The sequence below is a fragment of the Xanthobacter wiegelii genome (assembly GCF_043193855.2).
GTDB lineage: Bacteria > Pseudomonadota > Alphaproteobacteria > Rhizobiales > Xanthobacteraceae > Xanthobacter > Xanthobacter flavus_A.
In genome coordinates this window covers 935,271-950,117 of sequence record NZ_CM195529.1, presented here as the reverse complement: position 1 = coordinate 950,117, position 14,847 = coordinate 935,271, and the positions used below count along the sequence as shown (strand labels likewise).

Here is a 14,847-nt window from a genome sequence, read left to right as displayed (position 1 = left end):
GCGCCGCGCGGGCTGGCTTTGCGTTGCCACGCTCAGGCGCCGCGCGGGCTTAGCCGCCGGAAAGCTGGCGCAGCGCCGCCTCATGGACCTTGCGGCTGCCGGCCGCGACCACCCGGCCGCCGGCCACCGGCGAACCGCCCTCCCAGCTGGTGACCACGCCGCCGGCCCCCTCGATGATGGGCACGAGGGCGATCACGTCGTGATCCTGCAGGCCGGTCTCGATGACGAGATCGATGAGCCCCGCCGCCACCATGCAATAGGCGTAGCAATCGCCGCCATAGCGCGAGAGGCGCACGCGCTCCTCCACCGTGCCGAAGGCGGCGCGGTCCTCGTCGTTCATGAGGCGGGGGCTGGTGGTGTAGAGCACCGCATCCTCCAGCCGGTCGCAGGCGCGGGTGGCGAGAAGCCGCTCGCCCGCCGGACCACGATAGCGCGCCGCGCCGCCGTCGCCGAAGAAGCGTTCGCCGATGAAGGGCTGGTGCATCATGCCGTAGACCGGATCGCCGTCCTTCAGAAGGCCGATCAGCGTGCCCCAGGCCGGCAGGCCGGCGATGAAGGATTTGGTGCCGTCGATGGGGTCGAGCGCCCAGGTGTAGGGCGCCTGCGCGGCGACATTCTCGAATTCCTCGCCGATAATGCCGTGGGCGGGAAAGGTGGAGCGGATCAGCGCGCGCATGGCCTGCTCGGCCGCCCGATCCGCCTCCGTGACCGGATCGAACGCGCGACCCGCGCTCTTGTCCTCGATGCCCAGCGCCGTGCGGAAGAAAGGCAGGATGGCCTCGCCCGAAACAGTCGCAAGCTGATGGACAAAGGCGTCGAAATCGACGGCGGTCATGAGGGCTCCGGAAAGGTCGGGCGGACTGGACGTGCCCGCGGCGGGAAGAAAGCGCGGGCGCGGACCGCTGCCAAGGGAAATCTGCTGGGGGCAGTGCCGGATGGGGCGGAGGACGTCCCGCGGCAAAGCGAAGGACAATATTACCGCAACGCAAAACGAGACCCGCGTGCTGGATTGCCCCTTGCGGCACCGAATGACCGCATAGGAGGCACATGTCGCGGCCATAACGCGCACAGAATGTGCATATCGATTTCAAGCGATTGAAATTAAATGGTTTTAAAATTTGAACGCTTGCACAAACTATCTGCCTGACACGGGCTTGATGCAAAGGGGGCCGATCGTCATATTGATGCAGCGCGGCATTGCTTGTTGCGGTGCCGCTGCCCTCCTTGGGCGTTTCCTCCCTAGACTTGGGCCGCTGTTCACAGCGGCCCCTTTCTTTTTCGGCGCCCTGTCGCCGAGGGTGGCCCAAGCCAGCGCGCTTGCAGCGCGGGGCACTCTCCTCCCCGTCTCCGCCAGCAGCCGAACACTCGGGCATCCCTTGGGATCGTCGGGTGACCGGACAATCCCCACCTGCGCGCGTTCTCAGTTTCGGTGAGGTTCGGCCGACCGCATCGCGGGAGCCGACTCGCGCCAAGCTGGCGCTTCGGCAAAAAAATCTCGCCGCGCTCGGCCTCGCGCCCGATCGGGGAGCGCAGCCTGCACGATAAAATCCTTTTAAATTTCAATGCCTTGTTCTGGTATACCAGACTGCGACAAACGCGCACTTGATTTATGGCACTGCACTAGGCTATTTGTGCATTGCGACACGGCGATTGGCGTCGCTGTGTCGCTGCCCTCCTTGGGCGTTTCCTCCCTAGACTTGGGCCGTCTGCTCACGCGGACGGCCCCTTTCTTTTTGGGCTGGCCGATCCGGCATTCGCCGTCACCCGCTGCCCTGTCTAGGCCCCTCTCGTTCCATCCCTGGATGCGGTCTTGCGCCGCCATTCGATCCCGTGTCTCGCGGACTTCTTCGCACGGCGAAGCCTGTCCGGGCCGGAATTCGATGGTGCCTGAGTAATTCCTCGGCAGCCGTGCGCAATTGGTAGCCTTGCCATACGAAAAACGCAAGGCACCTTATGCAAAAACGCAGAGCTTTGTCATTCAGCTGCCGCACGGAGCGGGGCGAGGCCCTCCGACACCGCGACGAACAGATCCCCCATCAGGGCGAGAATGTCGGCCTGAACCCGCACAAATCCGCCATTTCGCTCATAGGCGGCCTCGTCCATGTAGAGGCTGCGGTTGAGCTCGATCTGCACCGCGTGCAGCCCGGCGGAGGGGTTTCCGTAGTGCTCAGTAATATAGCCGCCCGCATAGGGCTTGTTGCGCACCACCCGGTAGCCGCGGCCGACCAGCGACCGCTCGATGGCGTCCGTCACCAGCTCGCTGCAGCTCGTCCCGTACCGGTCGCCGATGACGAAATCGGCCCGCGCCACCTCGTCCCGGGCCGAAGAGGACGGCATGGAATGGCAATCCACCAGCACCGCCATGCCCCATTCGCGCTGGATGCGGCCGACGAGGCGGCGCAAGGTCTGGTGGTAGGGCTTGTAATAGGTCTCGATGCGTTCCAGCCCCTCGTTCACGGCGAGGCGGCGGGGATAGATTTCCTGCGCGTCCCCCACCACCCGCGCGATGGTGCCGAGCCCGCCGGAAACGCGAATCGACCGCGTGTTGGCGAAGGGCGGCAGCCGCCCCTCGAACATGCGCGGGTCGAGTTCGTAGGGCTCGCGGTTGAGATCGAGGAAGGAGCGCGGGAACAGCGCGCGCATCATCGGCGCGCCCAGGGCGACGCAATCGCCGAACAGTTCGTCGACGAACGTGTCCTCGGAGCGGCGCAGGGTTGCAAAGTCGAGGCGGGTCTGCTCGACAAAGCTGCGCGGATAGATCCGGCCGGAATGGGGAGAGTTGAAGAGGACAGGCGCGCGCGCCTCGACCGGAGTGAGCACCTCGAATGCGGGTTCAATGGTGTCGGCGAGACAGGCGGTCATCAAGAACCCAGCACCTTGGATCAATTCCGGAATTCACACGGGCGGCCGGCGGAATGATGGCCCGGCGGGACACCTTTTGTGAAGGGGCGGCGTGGCTTTCACTTCGAATTTACCCGATTGCGGCAGACAGGTCATATGAACCCCCTGCTTCGGCCGGGGGCGGCCAGAACATGACATCAGGGGAAGCGGCGTGGCCAAGATCCTGCTCGCTGAAGACGATAACGACATGCGCCGCTTCCTTGTGAAGGCGCTGCAGAACGCGGGCTATTCCGTCGCCTCCTGCGACAACGGCCGCTCCGCCTACGAACGCATGCGGGAGGAGCCGTTTGAACTGCTCCTCACCGACATCGTGATGCCGGAGATGGACGGCATCGAGCTGGCCCGCCGGGCCACCGAGCTCGATCCGGACCTGAAGGTGATGTTCATCACCGGTTTCGCGGCGGTCGCCCTCAATGCGGACGGCGAGGCCCCTACCGAGGCCAAGGTGCTGTCCAAGCCGTTCCATCTGCGCGACCTCGTAAGCGAGGTGGGCAAGATGCTGGCGGCGGCCTGAGCCGTCATCCACAGGCCGGACCATCGTCTTATAGACCCGCCTTGCCTCCGGCGATTTGAGCCGATATAGAGGCGGCTCCTGCGAGGGGGCGCGTAGCTCAGCGGGAGAGCACTACGTTGACATCGTAGGGGTCACAGGTTCGATCCCTGTCGCGCCCACCATCCCTCACTTCACCTTCCGGCGGCGATCCGCCCGGCGACATCTGTCGTCCGGGCCTTCATCGTTTCCCGGAGCGGCCATCCGGCACGGTCACGGCGACGTATCAGCTGGGCGCCGTCCGGCGCATTGACGCGCCCCGGCCGAGGCGCCATCTCACCGGCAGCAGCCGAGGACCTGATGATCGACGCTCCCGCCTTCTCCCCCGACACCGCCCATTTTCCCAAGGACCACCCCAAGGTGGCGTTCGGGCGCATCGGCGTGCTCATCGTCAATCTCGGCACGCCGGAGGCGACGGACTATTGGTCCATGCGCGCCTATCTCAAGGAATTCCTCTGGGATCGGCGGGTGATCGAGGTGAACCGCGCGCTGTGGTGGTTCGTGCTCAACGCCATCATCCTCACCAAGCGCCCCGGCCCCAAGGGCCGCGACTATGCGAGCATCTGGAACACCGAGCGCAACGAAGGCCCGCTCAAGACCATCACCCGCGACCAGGCCGAGAAGCTTGCCGCCCATTTCGCCGGCATCGACGACCGCATCGTGGTGGATTTCGCCATGCGCTACGGCAAGCCGCCCATCGCCGAGCGCCTCGCCGCGTTGCAGGCGCAGGGATGCGAGCGCATCCTGCTTGTGCCGCTCTATCCGCAATATGCCGCCGCGACGTCGGCCACCGTCTGCGACAAGGCTTTTGATGCGCTGAAAGCCATGCGCTGGCAGCCGACGCTGCGCGTCGCCCCGCCCTGGCATGACGATCCGGTCTATATCGATGCGGTGGCGCGCGACCTCGAACGGCATCTGGCGGCGCTGGACTTCGAGCCGGAGGTGATCCTCGCCTCCTTCCACGGCGTGCCGAAGTCCTACCTCCTGAAGGGCGACCCCTATCACTGCCAGTGCGCCAAGACGGCCCGCCTGCTGCGCACGCGGCTCGGCATGGACGAAAAGCGCTTCCGCCTCACCTTCCAATCCCGCTTCGGCCGCGAGGAATGGCTGAAGCCCTATACGGACGAGACCGTGAAGGCCCTCGCCGAGAATGGCGTGAAGCGGCTCGCCATTTTCAATCCCGGCTTCGTCGCCGATTGCCTGGAGACGCTGGAGGAGATCGGCGTCGAGAACCGCGAAATCTTTGAGCACGCCGGCGGCGAGAAATTCGCCGCCATCCCCTGCCTCAATGCGGGGGACGAGGGCATGCGGGTGCTGAAGACTGTGGTGGAGCGGGAATTGCGGGGCTGGATCGGCTAGCCCCCTCCCCTCACTCCGCCTTCGGCTCCACCTTCGCGGCTTCCCAGCCGAGTATGGCGCGCTTGCGCGTCAGGCCCCAGTGATAGCCGGTGAGATCGCCGCTCTTGCCGATGACGCGGTGGCAGGGGACCACGAAGGAGATGGGGTTCTTGCCCACCGCCGCGCCCACGGCGCGCGCCGCCTTGGGGCTGCCGACGTGCTCGGCGATGCTGGAATAGGTGGTGGCGCGGCCCATGGGGATGCGCAGCAGCGTCTCCCACACACGAATCTCGAAATCCGTGCCGATGAAGACGATGCGGAGCGGCTGGTCGCCCCGGCCGGCGGCGGGATCAAAGATCTGCGCCACCAGCGGCGCGGTGGACGCCGGATCTTCCACATAGGTGGCGTTGGGCCAACGCGAGCGCATGTCGGCGAGCGCGGCCGCCTCCTCCCCCAGATCGGCGAAGGCGAGGCCGCACAGCCCGCGCGGCGTTGACATGGCGAGCGCCTGCCCGAACGGCGAGGGATGGAAGCCGAAGCGGATCACCAGGCCCGCGCCGCCGGTCTTCCACTCGCCGGGCGACATGGACTCATGCACCACGAACAGATCGTGCAGGCGGCCGGGGCCGGACAGTCCAAGTTCCAGCGCTGCATCGAGCACGTTCGGGCATTCGGCGACGACGCGCCGGGCGCGATCCAGCGTCACGGCCTGGAGGAACGCCTTGGGCGTGAGGCCGCACCAGCGGCGGAACAGATCAGTGAGGGCGCGGGCGGAGACGCCGGTGGCGGCGGCAATCTCCTCCACCTCCGGCTGCCGGCGCACGTTGCGGGAGATGTATTCCACCGCCCGGCGCACCACGTCGTAGTCGCGGGCGGCGATGTCGAGCGGCGCGGCCGGCGTTGCCGTCAGCGTCGGCGCCGCCGCGGGCAGGATGAGATCGGGGGCATCGAGCGCCAGCACGGCACGTCTCCTTCTGATCGAGCGTTGCCCATCTCAGCAGGCGCCGCAAGGGCCGGCCACCCGATTTCCCCGCCCCGGTCCAGCCTCTCAGGCCGGATCGCGGCGCACGGTCAGCCCGTTGAAGGTCTGCTGCCCGGCCATGCACTGGATGCGGTTGATGTTGACGTGGCGGGGCATGGTGCAGGCGAAATAGACCTGCTCGGCGATATCTTCGGCCGTCATGGGCGTGTAGCCGGCATAGACCTTGTCCGCCTTGTCCTTGTCGCCGGAGAAGCGGACCACCGAGAATTCGGTCTCCACGAGGCCCGGCTCGATATTGGTCACGCGCACGCCGGTGCCAGCCACGTCCGCCCACAGGTTCAGAGAAAACTGCTTCACGAAGGCCTTGGTGGCGCCGTAGACGTTGCCGCCCAGATAGGGATAGTCGCCGGCGACCGAGCCGGTGAACACCACATGCCCCTCCCCGCGCTCCACCATGGCGGGCAGGCTGGCGCGGACGGTGGTGAGCATGCCCGTGATGTTGGTCTCCACCATGGTCTTCCATTCGTCCATGTCCGCCTTCTGCGCGGGCTCGAGACCGAGCGCCAGGCCGGCGTTGGCGAAGACGATGTTGTAGTCGGCGAACGGCGCCGGCAGGCTGGCGAAGGCCTCGAACGTGGCCTTCTCGTCCCGCACATCAAGCTCAAGCGGTAGAATGAGGTCGCCGAACTCGGCCTTGAGGCTCTCCAGCCGATCGGCCCGGCGCCCCACCGCCACCACCTTGGCACCCGCACTCGCGAAGCGGCGGACGGTGGCGGCGCCGATGCCGGATGTGGCTCCGGTCACGATCAGGGTCAGGGTGCGCGGATCGAGCATGGCCATGGAAAGCTCCAAGCAAGGCAAGGACAGGGGGAAGGGCGCAGAAATCGTGCCGCCAACGTGCGCCGGTCATTAAACCGCCTTAACCATCGCGTCTATCCGCCGCCCTGAAACGGTACCTAAATACGTCATCAGCCTTGCTAACGCCACGATCTCGGGGAAAGGTTCGTTTACCCGCAGCCGGCTAGGGTTCGCGCCTGTCAGTTGCGGTCCGAACGTCAATGGCGTCCCGTGCGAGCCACCCAGGGGCGGGTGGCGGTTTTCGTGCGAAGGCGCTAGGTTGCGGATACGTCCGGAGAACAGTGGATGAAGGTGGTTCTGGTTACGGCGGCGCTGGCGCTGACCCTTGGCGGGTGCAGCACGGAGCTCGACGGCTTCGGGGCGAAGCCGTCCGCCACGGCGGCCAATCGCGTGCTCACGGCGCCGACGGCGGCGGTCGAATCCTCGCCCGTGCCCGGCAACGTGTCCACGGCTGCTGCCGATACCGCCACCGGCGCCATCACGCCGCGCACCACCGCCTCCAACGTGCCCCTCACCCCGCCTCCGGCCAATCCAGGTGCCACCGCCTTCGCGCCCAGCGCGGCGAAGGAGCAGATGTCCGGCTCCTGGAATTTCTCCTGGGACGGCGGCAAGGGCTCCTGCCCGGTCCGCCTCGGCACCGATCGCGGCCTCAGCGGCCTGTCCGCCCAGGCCGACGTCTCCTGCCCCAGCGAGATCTTCATGACCAAGGGCTGGGATATGATGGGCTCGGACATTGTGCTGCAGAACCATCAGGGCAAGGTCACCGCCCGGCTCCAGCCGGATGGTCCCAACCATTACGTCGGCACCATCGCCGAGACCGGCCAGCAGGTCGCCCTCGCCCGCTGAGGCGGGCAACGTCAGGGGCATCCGCTGAGGCGGGCAACGCAGAGGCCTGCGCGGCGCGCCTCACGTCACCGCCTTCTCCCCAAATCGCTCCGCGAAGACCAGCTCCTCCAGCGGCAGCCGCTGGCGCCAGCCGGTGCGCTCGAGGTCGGGCGTTGTCGCGAACCCATCCACATAGCCCACGCACAGCAGCGCCACCGGCACGATGGTATCCGGAATGGCGAGGATGCGTCTGAGGTCGGCAAGGTCGAGGATCGACACCCAGCCGACCCCGAGATTTTCCGCCCGCGCCGCCAGCCAGATGTTCTGCACTGCGCAGACGGTGGAATAGATGTCCATCTCGCTCTGGTGGGTGCGCCCCAGCACGACCGGCCCCGCCCTGTCCCGCTCGCAGGTGATGCACAGGAGGAGTGGCGCCTCGCGCAGCCCTTCCAGCTTCAGCGTGCGATAAAGCTGCGCCCGCTCGCCCTCGAACATCTCGGCCGCCTCCGCGTTGGCGCGCGAAAAGGCTTCGTGCAGCGCCACCTTGGTCTCGTCCGAGCGCACCACGATGAAGTTCCACGGCTGCAGGAAGCCCACCGAGGGCGCGGCATGGCCGGCGGCGAGCACACGGGCAAGCACCGCGTCAGGCACGGGGTCAGGCAGGAAATTCCGGCGCACGTCCCGCCGCGCGGCAATGCAGCGGTAGATGGCGGCTCGCTCCTCGACCGAGAAACTGTCGTCCCGGATCATCGCGGCGCCCTCCCTGTGATTGTTCAAGCCATTCGGCGGCAGGGCGCGGGCAAGGTCAACCCCGCCCTCACACCCCGCCGATCAGCCGGCCCACCGCATCCCGCCACTGGGTGATGCGGCCGGCGCGCACCTCGGGCAGCATCTGCGGCGTGAACCGCCGCTCCAGCCGCCACTGTCCGGCGAACACGTCCGGCGGTGGGAAGAAGCCGCACTCGAGGCCAGCAAGATAGGCGGCGCCGAGCACGGTCGTCTCCTTCTCAACCGGCCGGTCCACCGGCGCGCCCAGCAGGTCGGCGAGGCGCTGCATGGTGAAGTCGGACGCGGTCATGCCGCCGTCCACGCGCAGCACCGTGTCGCCGTCCGGCCAGTCGGCGCGCATGGCGTCTATGAGGTCCACGGTCTGGAAGCACACGCTTTCCAGCGCCGCCCGCGCCAGTTCCGCCGGTCCGGTGGCGCGGGTGAGGCCGAACAGGGCGCCGCGCACCTCCGGCCGCCAATAAGGCGCGCCGAGCCCGACGAAGGCGGGCACGAGGATGACGTCCTGTCCCGCGTCGGCCTCGGCGGCGAGGCGGTCGCTCTCGCTGGCGGCGGAGATGATCCTCAACCCGTCGCGCAGCCACTGCACCGCCGCGCCGGCAACGAAGATGGAGCCTTCCAGCGCATAGGTCCGCCGCCCGCCAATCTGATAGGCGATGGTGGTCAGCAGCCGGCTGGAGGAGGCGACGGGCGTGGTCCCCGTGTTGAGCAAGGCGAAGCAGCCGGTGCCGTAGGTGGATTTCACCATGCCGGGCGCGAAGCACGCCTGCCCCACCATGGCCGCCTGCTGGTCCCCCGCCACGCCCCGGATGGGGATGGGACCGCCGAACAGCGCGGGATCGGTGGTGCCGAAATCGGCCGCGCAGTCTTTCACCTCGGGCAGAAGCGCGCGCGGCACACCGAATACGGCGAGGAGGTCGTCGTCCCACACGCCGCGATGGATATCGAAGAGCAGGGTTCGGGCGGCATTGGTGGCGTCCGTCACATGCGTTCGGCCGCCGGTGAGGCGATACAGAAGGAAGCTGTCCACCGTGCCGAAGGCCAGTTCCCCGGTCTCGGCCCGCTCCCGCGCGCCGGGCACGGCATCGAGGATGTGGGCGATCTTGGTGGCGGAAAAATAGGGATCGAGCAGGAGGCCGGTGCGCGCGCTCACCAGCGCCCCGTGGCCCTCCGCCTCCAGTTGCGCGCAGGTCTCGGCCGTGCGGCGATCCTGCCAGACGATGGCACGATGGATGGCGCGGCCGGTCGCCCGCTCCCACACGAGCGTCGTCTCGCGCTGGTTGGTGATGCCGATTGCGGCGATGTCGCAGGCCGTGGCACCGGCCTTCTCCAGCACCGCGCGGCAGCAGCGGAGCACGGTGCCGAAGATGTCCTCGGCCTCCTGCTCCACATGGCCGGAAGCAGGGAAATGCTGCGGCAGTTCCTCCTGCGCCAGCGCCGCGACCGAGCCATCCCGGCGCACCAGAAGCGCGCGCGATGAGGTGGTGCCCTGGTCGATGGCGAGAATATAGGCGGCCACGGCGTCCTCCCCTGTTCTGTTTCAGGCCCGGCGCGACGCCATATAGGCATCGAGCGCCTCCACCGCGTGCGGCGCGGTGCGCAGGCCGAGCTTGGAGCGCCGCCACAGCACGTCGCCGGCGGTCTGCGCCCATTCGCGATCCATCAGATAATCCACCTCGCGGGCGCACAGATGCGCGCCGAACCAGTCGCCGAGGTCGTCCTCCCCGGTGACGCCTTCCAGCAACTGGAAAGCCGACGTGCCATAGGCCCGCGCGAGCCGCGCCAGAAGAGCGGGATCGAGCGCCGGGAACGCGCCGCGCAGGGCGCGCACCAGTGTGTCGTAGCCCTGCCGGGGAAAGTCGCCGCCCGGCAGCGGCGCGGTTGCGGTGAAGGGCGCTCCGAGGTGGGGAAAGTGCGGCGCGAGCCGCGTCAGCGCCGCCTCGGCCAGCCGGCGATAGGTGGTGATCTTGCCGCCGAACACGGTGAGCAGCGGGGCGCCCTCCTCCGGCGCGTCGAGGGTGAGCACATAGTCCCGCGTCGCCGACTGGGCCGCGGTCGCCCCGTCGTCATAGAGGGCGCGCACGCCGGAATAGGTCCACACCACCTGCTCGGGGGCGATGGTGGCGGCGAAATACTCGCTCGCCGCCGCGCACAGATAGGCCACCTCCTCTGGCGTCGCGTGCACCTCCTCCGGATGGCCGGAGAAGTCGCGGTCCGTGGTGCCGATGAGGGTGAAGTCGCCTTCGTAGGGAATGGCGAAGATGATGCGGCCGTCCGCATTCTGGAAAATGTAGCAGCGGTCGTGCGCATAAAGCCGCGGCACCACGATGTGGCTGCCCTGCACGAGGCGGAGCGGCGCGTGCGCCTCGCCCCTGCCGGTCTTGAGCACGTCGAGCACCTCGCCCGCCCAGGGGCCGGCCGCATCCACCAGCGCCCGCGCCTTCACCGTCGCTGGCTGGAACTCATGCTCGGTCTCGATCACCCACAAGTCCGCCTCCCGCCGCGCGCCGGTGACGCGCGTGCGCGGGCGGATGGATGCGCCCCGGTCGGCGGCATCGCGGGCATTGAGCACCACGAGGCGGGCATCCTCCACCCAGCAGTCGGAATATTCGAAGGCCCGGCCATAGCCCGGCCGCAGCGGCTGGCCGGCGGGATCGTGCCGCAGGTCCAGCGTGCGCGTGGGCGGCAGCAGGCGACGGCCGCCGATATGGTCGTAGAGCCACAGGCCGAGCCGCAGCATCCAGGCCGGGCGCAGACCCGGATGATGCGGCAGCACGAAGCGCAGCGGCCAGACGATATGCGGGGCGATGCCCCACAGCACCTCCCGCTCGGCCAGCGCCTCGCGCACCAGCCGGAACTCGTAATATTCGAGATAGCGCAGGCCGCCATGGATCAGCTTGGTGGAGGCGGACGAGGTGCCGGACGCGAGATCGCCCTTCTCGAACAGCACCACGGACAGGCCGCGCCCCACGGCATCGCGAGCGATGCCGCAGCCGTTGATGCCGCCGCCCACGATGGCGAGGTCGAAGACCCGGCCGCTCTCCTCCATCCCGGCCTCCCGGCAACTGGCGTTCCCGCGCCGGCTGACCGCAGCGCCCGACGGCACGCGATTCGGCCGGCACAGAATGCCAGAACCGGGCGGGTGTCACACGCCGATCAGGCCGGCGGCGGTGAAGCCGCCATCCACGCTGATGGTCTGGCCGGTGACATAGGAGGACTTCTCGGGGTCGAGCAGGAAGGCGATGGTGCCCGCCATTTCCTTGGGCTGCGCATAGCGATTGAGCGGCACGCGCGCGGTCCATGCGGCGCGGGCCTGTTCGGTATGGACCGCCTGCACCAGCGGGGTATCCACCGGCCCCGGCGCGATGGCGTTCACACGGATGCCGAGCGCCGCGAACTCCACCGCGAGGATCTTGGTGAGCACGACCACCGCACCCTTGGACGAGCCATAGGCGGCGCGGCCGAGATTGCCCTGGATGCCAGACACGGAGGCGATGTTGACGATGGAGCCGGCGCTGCGCGCCTGCATCACCTTCGCCGCCTCACGCGCCACGAGAAATGTGCCGATGACGTTCACGTCGAGGATCTTGCGGAAGATGTCCGCCGAGGTGTCCAGCGCCGGGATGTCGCGGGCGATGCCGGCGGAGTTCACAACACCCCACAGCGGCCCGAACCCGCTTTCGGTCTCGGCGACGAGCTTCACCACCTGCGCCTCGTCCGAGATGTCCGCCTGAACCACCCGCACGGCATCGCCATGGCCGGCGAGCGCGGCCCGCGCCTTCTCGACGCTCTCGGGCACGAGGTCGGCGGCGACGACGCGCCAGCCCTCGGCCAGAAGCACCTCCACCACGGCGAGGCCGATGCCGGAGGCACCACCCGTCACGATCACGCTTCCCGGTCTCGACACGGCGTTTCTCCCTGAGGGTGTCTCTTTGAAGTTTCGGCTCAGATGAGCCCGCGCTCGGCCAGCGCCTCGCGCACCATCTTCTTGGTGATCTTGCCGTAGGCGGACTTCGGCAGCGCGTCCCAGAAATGCACGCGCCGGGGCAGCTTGTAGCGGGCGACCTTCCCGTCGAGGAAGGCGATCAGTTCCTCCTCGCTTACTGCATGGCCTTCGCGCGGCACGCACACGGCGACGCCCACTTCGCCCCACATGGGGTCCGGCACGCCGAGGATGGCCACCTCCGCGATGGCGGGGTGGGTGAGCACCTTCTCCTCCACCTCGCGCGGATAGACGTTGGAGCCGCCCGATATGTACATGTCGGAGGCCCGTCCGGTGATGTAGACGAAGCCCTCATTGTCCATGTGGCCGAGGTCGCCGGTCCGGAACCAGCCATTGCGGAACGCCTTCGCATTGGCTTCGGGATTGTCGTAATAGCCAGCCAGAACCGCCGGGCCGCAGACGCAGATCTCGCCGGTCTCGAAGGGTGCGACCTCCCGGCCCGCATCGTCCTGGATCTGGACCTGCATGCCGGTGCGCTCGAAGCCGCAGGTGCCGAGCTTCACATGCGGGCCGTCCTCGGGATCATGCAGATAGGGCGGCAGGACGGTGATGTTGCCCGTCACCTCGCCGAGGCCGAAATACTGCACCAGCACCTTGCCGAGCTTCCTCAGCGCGAACTTCTGGTCCTCCCGGTACATGGGCGCGCCGGCATAGATCACGTAGCGCAGGGAGGAGTGGTCGAACTGGTCCGCCGAGGGGTGCTCGGTGAGCAGCTTGGTGATGGTGGGTACGGTGAACATGTTGGTCACGCGCCAGTCCTCCACCAGCCGCCACGCCTCGGCGGCATCGAACCGTTCGGAGGGCATGAGGATGGTCTTCACCCCGCGCGCCACCTGCACCAGCTGGTGCACGCCCGCGCCGTGGGAGAGCGGCGCAACCACGAGGGAGGCGTCCTGCTCGGTGGTGCCCGGCATCAGGTCGCAGAGGTGGTTGGTGATGACGAAGGCCATCTGGCCATGCGTCAGCACCGCCGCCTTGGGGCGTCCGGTGGTGCCGGAGGTGAAGAAGAACCAGCAGGGGTCGTCATGCTCCACATCCGCCACCGGCACCTGCTCACCGAGGCGGGCAGCGACGAGGGCGCCATAGTCCGCGCCGAAATCCGCGGTGCCGATGGCGATGACCTCGCGGATCGCCGGCGCCTCCGCGCGCACCGCTTCCACATGCTCCGGGAAATCGCGGTGGCAGATCATCACGCTCGCGCCCGAGGCTGAGGCGAGATAGGCGACCTCCCCGGGTGTCTGGCGGTAGTTGGTGGGCACCCACACCGCGCCGAGCCGGAAGGCGGCGAACATGCTCTCGAACATCTCGAGGCAGTTCTTCGACTGCACGAGGATGCGGTCACCCTTGACGACGCCGCGTGCCGCCAGCTCCGCCGCCATCGCATCCACGCGGGCATCCATCTCAACCCACGTCACGGTGCGCGCGCCCTCCACGAAGGCGATATGGGCCGGTAGCCGCCGCGCCGCCTGGCGCAGGAAGTGGGAGAGGTTCATCACCCGTCGGCTGGTACGCGCGACGCCGCCGCGCGGGGCCTCGGCAACGGTCTGGGCAGGTGCGGACATTCGCTTCACTCCGGGATCGGAAACGGTCAGGGGGCCGGGCGGGCCATGGAACGGGCCGGGCGTTGCGGCGGACCACGCTCGCTGCCGCCGAGCTTCGCCTCCAGCGCGGCGGCTTCGCGCTGGAGCAGCGGCACCAGTTCCTTCTGCCGCTCCGCGCCGAGACGGCTCTCGATGGCGGCGAGCGACAAAGCCGCGAGGGGACGCCCGTCCGGACCGATCACCGGCACGCCGATGCCCCACGAGCCGGCGACATAGAGGCCGGGATTGAGCGCATACCCGCGCGCGCGGGTATCGCCCATGGCGCGTCGCAGCAGATCGGGGGAATAGCCGGGATAGCCCGCGAGCGCCGCAACATTCGCCTCGACGATCCGTGCCGCCTCGGACTCAGGGAGCGCGGCGAGGATGGCCAGCCCGCCGGCGCCGATGCCGAGGGGATGCCGGTCGCCGGCCTGCAGCACATGGGTGCGGATGGGCCAGGTGCCCTCCTCGCGGTGCAGGCACACGGAGAACGTCCCACGCGGCACGGAGAGAAAGGCGCAGTCGCCGCTCTGGCGGGCGATGCGGGAGAGGCCGTCGAGGGCGAGGGCATGGATGCCGAAGCGCGGGGCGGCCAGCGTGCCGAGCACATAGGCCTCGGGCCCCACATGATAGCGGCGGGTCGCCTCGTCCTGGTCCACCAGCCCGGCGCGCACCAACGCCAGCAAGACGCGCCGCACGGTGGGCTTGGACAGGCCGGAACTGGCCACGAGATCGGCGAGACGGGCGCCCTCCGCCCCGGCGCGACCCACCAGCATCAGCAGCGCCACCGCGCGCTCGATGCTCTGGGTGCCGCCGGTCGCCTCGGGCGCGGCGTCCGGGCTGGCGCCCGACGCATGCTGCGGCCCGGTCGTTCCGGCGGCGGGCGCCTTCAATCCCCCTGCCACGCGCGCTCCCTCGATCCAGAATATGGACCTGATTTATCTGGCGAATTGGGACTGCCGCCGCGCGGCATCCGAAGGGACCATAATCTGCTTGCGAAATAGCCACAAGCGGGCCAGCATGG

Annotated in this window: 13 protein-coding genes and 1 tRNA gene; 4 read left to right on the top strand and 10 right to left on the bottom strand. The window is 68.3% G+C overall.

Annotated features, from left to right (window positions below):
- Positions 1-49 precede the first annotated feature (49 nt).
- On the bottom strand, positions 50-835 hold the full coding sequence (hisN, locus tag V5F63_RS04340) for a histidinol-phosphatase (RefSeq protein WP_394101689.1): 786 nt from the start codon (positions 833-835) through the stop codon (positions 50-52).
- Between the two features lie 1,139 nt (positions 836-1,974).
- A complete protein-coding gene (locus V5F63_RS04335; RefSeq protein WP_209487873.1) occupies positions 1,975-2,862 on the bottom strand; it encodes an N-formylglutamate amidohydrolase in 888 nt (295 codons plus the stop codon).
- Positions 2,863-3,052: 190 nt separating this feature from the next.
- Here V5F63_RS04335 and cpdR point away from each other — a divergent pair, with 190 nt between their 5' ends.
- From cpdR to hemH, 3 genes are all read left to right on the top strand, one after another.
- Positions 3,053-3,415 (top strand): cell cycle two-component system response regulator CpdR, encoded by a 363-nt coding sequence (gene cpdR, locus V5F63_RS04330; protein WP_394030382.1) that lies wholly within the window; start codon positions 3,053-3,055, stop codon positions 3,413-3,415.
- Positions 3,416-3,501: 86 nt separating this feature from the next.
- Positions 3,502-3,576: transfer RNA gene (locus tag V5F63_RS04325), tRNA-Val, on the top strand.
- Positions 3,577-3,751: 175 nt separating this feature from the next.
- Positions 3,752-4,810 carry a ferrochelatase gene (hemH, locus tag V5F63_RS04320; RefSeq protein WP_394101688.1) on the top strand — a complete coding sequence of 353 codons (1,059 nt, stop codon included), beginning with the start codon at positions 3,752-3,754 and terminating at the stop codon, positions 4,808-4,810.
- Positions 4,811-4,820: 10 nt separating this feature from the next.
- Here hemH and V5F63_RS04315 read toward each other — a convergent pair whose 3' ends face one another.
- Entirely contained in the window at positions 4,821-5,750 is a 930-nt protein-coding gene (locus V5F63_RS04315; protein ID WP_394101687.1) for a methylated-DNA--[protein]-cysteine S-methyltransferase, read from the bottom strand.
- A gap of 87 nt (positions 5,751-5,837) precedes the next feature.
- The gene (locus tag V5F63_RS04310) at positions 5,838-6,611 is read right to left on the bottom strand and encodes an SDR family NAD(P)-dependent oxidoreductase (protein ID WP_394101686.1); all 774 of its coding nucleotides are present in this window, start codon (positions 6,609-6,611) and stop codon (positions 5,838-5,840) included.
- Between the two features lie 303 nt (positions 6,612-6,914).
- Between V5F63_RS04310 and V5F63_RS04305 the strand changes: the two genes are divergently transcribed.
- Positions 6,915-7,475, top strand: a complete 561-nt coding sequence (locus tag V5F63_RS04305; protein WP_209487868.1) for a protease inhibitor Inh/omp19 family protein — start codon at positions 6,915-6,917, stop codon at positions 7,473-7,475.
- 60 nt (positions 7,476-7,535) lie between these two features.
- Here V5F63_RS04305 and bluB read toward each other — a convergent pair whose 3' ends face one another.
- From bluB to V5F63_RS04275, 6 genes are all read right to left on the bottom strand, one after another.
- Positions 7,536-8,204 carry a 5,6-dimethylbenzimidazole synthase gene (gene bluB / locus V5F63_RS04300; protein ID WP_394101685.1) on the bottom strand — a complete coding sequence of 223 codons (669 nt, stop codon included), beginning with the start codon at positions 8,202-8,204 and terminating at the stop codon, positions 7,536-7,538.
- 67 nt (positions 8,205-8,271) lie between these two features.
- Complete coding sequence (gene glpK, locus V5F63_RS04295; RefSeq protein WP_394101684.1) at positions 8,272-9,759, bottom strand: glycerol kinase GlpK; 1,488 nt, start codon at positions 9,757-9,759, stop codon at positions 8,272-8,274.
- A 21-nt stretch (positions 9,760-9,780) separates the two neighbouring features.
- Entirely contained in the window at positions 9,781-11,289 is a 1,509-nt protein-coding gene (gene glpD, locus V5F63_RS04290) for a glycerol-3-phosphate dehydrogenase (protein WP_394101683.1), read from the bottom strand.
- A 96-nt stretch (positions 11,290-11,385) separates the two neighbouring features.
- Positions 11,386-12,147 (bottom strand): SDR family NAD(P)-dependent oxidoreductase, encoded by a 762-nt coding sequence (locus V5F63_RS04285; RefSeq protein WP_394101682.1) that lies wholly within the window; start codon positions 12,145-12,147, stop codon positions 11,386-11,388.
- 38 nt (positions 12,148-12,185) lie between these two features.
- A complete protein-coding gene (locus tag V5F63_RS04280) occupies positions 12,186-13,805 on the bottom strand; it encodes an acyl-CoA synthetase (RefSeq protein WP_394101681.1) in 1,620 nt (539 codons plus the stop codon).
- 26 nt (positions 13,806-13,831) lie between these two features.
- Positions 13,832-14,728: an IclR family transcriptional regulator gene (locus tag V5F63_RS04275; RefSeq protein ID WP_394101680.1), complete on the bottom strand. Its 897-nt coding sequence runs from the start codon at positions 14,726-14,728 to the stop codon at positions 13,832-13,834.
- Between the last annotated feature and the right edge of the window lie 119 nt (positions 14,729-14,847).

Bases quoted from the DNA above. Each gene is read 5' to 3' on its own strand.
- V5F63_RS04310 (WP_394101686.1), bottom strand. From the start codon at position 6,611: ATGGCCATGCTCGATCCGCGCACCCTGACCCTGATCGTGACCGGAGCC.
- V5F63_RS04335 (WP_209487873.1), bottom strand. From the start codon at position 2,862: ATGACCGCCTGTCTCGCCGACACCATTGAACCCGCATTCGAGGTGCTC.
- hemH (WP_394101688.1), top strand. From the start codon at position 3,752: ATGATCGACGCTCCCGCCTTCTCCCCCGACACCGCCCATTTTCCCAAG.
- bluB (WP_394101685.1), bottom strand. From the start codon at position 8,204: ATGATCCGGGACGACAGTTTCTCGGTCGAGGAGCGAGCCGCCATCTAC.
- glpD (WP_394101683.1), bottom strand. From the start codon at position 11,289: ATGGAGGAGAGCGGCCGGGTCTTCGACCTCGCCATCGTGGGCGGCGGC.
- V5F63_RS04305 (WP_209487868.1), top strand. From the start codon at position 6,915: ATGAAGGTGGTTCTGGTTACGGCGGCGCTGGCGCTGACCCTTGGCGGG.
- V5F63_RS04280 (WP_394101681.1), bottom strand. From the start codon at position 13,805: ATGTCCGCACCTGCCCAGACCGTTGCCGAGGCCCCGCGCGGCGGCGTC.
- hisN (WP_394101689.1), bottom strand. From the start codon at position 835: ATGACCGCCGTCGATTTCGACGCCTTTGTCCATCAGCTTGCGACTGTT.